We start from the raw sequence: 1087 nt of genomic DNA, 5'->3' as shown, positions 1-1087 counted from the left end.
ATCCCGCCCCGCCGACGCGTACCCGGCCCCCGGGCCGCGGGCCGCCACGCCGCCGCCCGCCGACGCCCCGCCCGCCGCCGCCCCGCCCTCCTCGTCACGGCTGCGGCAGGCCGCCTCGGAACTCGACGAACTGGGTGAGCTGCTCCGCGACCAGGACGACCGCCGGTGATCGGCCGGGTCCTCGACGGCCGCTACCGCCTGGAGCACCCGCTCGGCCGCGGCGGCATGGGCGAGGTCTGGCTCGGCCGCGACCTGACCCTTGGCGAACGCAAGGTCGCCGTGAAGCTGCTCCACGCCACGCGGCTCGCCTCCCTCGCGGGCACCACCGACCCGGACGAGCTGCGCCGCCGGTTCCTGCGGGAGAGCCGCGCCACCGCCCGCATCGACCACCCCGGGCTGGTGGGCGTGCACGACGCCGGTAGCGATGCGGACACCCTCTACCTGGTGATGCAGCTGGTCGACGGCAGCGACCTCGCCGACCACCTCGCCGAGCACGACCCCTACCCGTGGCAGTGGGCGCTCGCCGTCCTGGCGCAGGTCGCCTCGGCCCTCGCGGCCGTGCACGACGTCGGTGTCGTCCACCGCGACCTCAAGCCGGGCAACATCATGATCCGGCCGGACGGCCGCCTCGTCATCCTCGACCTGGGGATCGCCGCCGTCACCGGCGACAGCGAGGAGACCAGGCTCACCCGCACCGGCACCCTGATCGGCACCCCTCTCTACATGGCGCCCGAGCAGGCGCTCGGCGGCACCGTCGGCCCGCCCACCGACCTCTACGCGCTGGCGACCCTCGGCTACGAGCTGCTCGCCGCCCGGCCGCCCTTCCGGGCACCCAACGCCGCCGGCCTGCTCTACCTCAAGCAGCACGAGACACCGGAGCCGCTCGGCGAACTCCGCCCCGACGTCCCGGCGGGCCTGGTCGCGCTGCTCCACCGCATGCTGGCGCCCCGCCCCGAGGACCGGCCCGCCGACGCGCGGGCCCTCCACGCGGCGCTGGCACCGCTGCTGCCGCGCCCCGCCACCGGCGAGGCGACGGGGCATCCGATGGACCCGACCCGCCCCTACACCCACCCGGTCGCCCCCTGGC

General features: G+C 76.8%; 1 protein-coding gene. It reads left to right on the top strand.

The window, feature by feature from the left end; translation table 11 throughout:
- Window positions 1-165 precede the first annotated feature (165 nt).
- Window positions 166-1087: serine/threonine-protein kinase (locus HCN56_RS25630; RefSeq protein ID WP_167975043.1), on the top strand; the 922-nt coding region annotated here is incomplete at its 3' end.

The organism is Streptomyces lonarensis (assembly GCF_012033735.1).
GTDB classification, from domain to species: domain Bacteria; phylum Actinomycetota; class Actinomycetes; order Streptomycetales; family Streptomycetaceae; genus Streptomyces; species Streptomyces lonarensis.
Note: the sequence above shows the minus strand (reverse complement) of the source record. Positions and strands in the feature narration are given on the sequence as shown.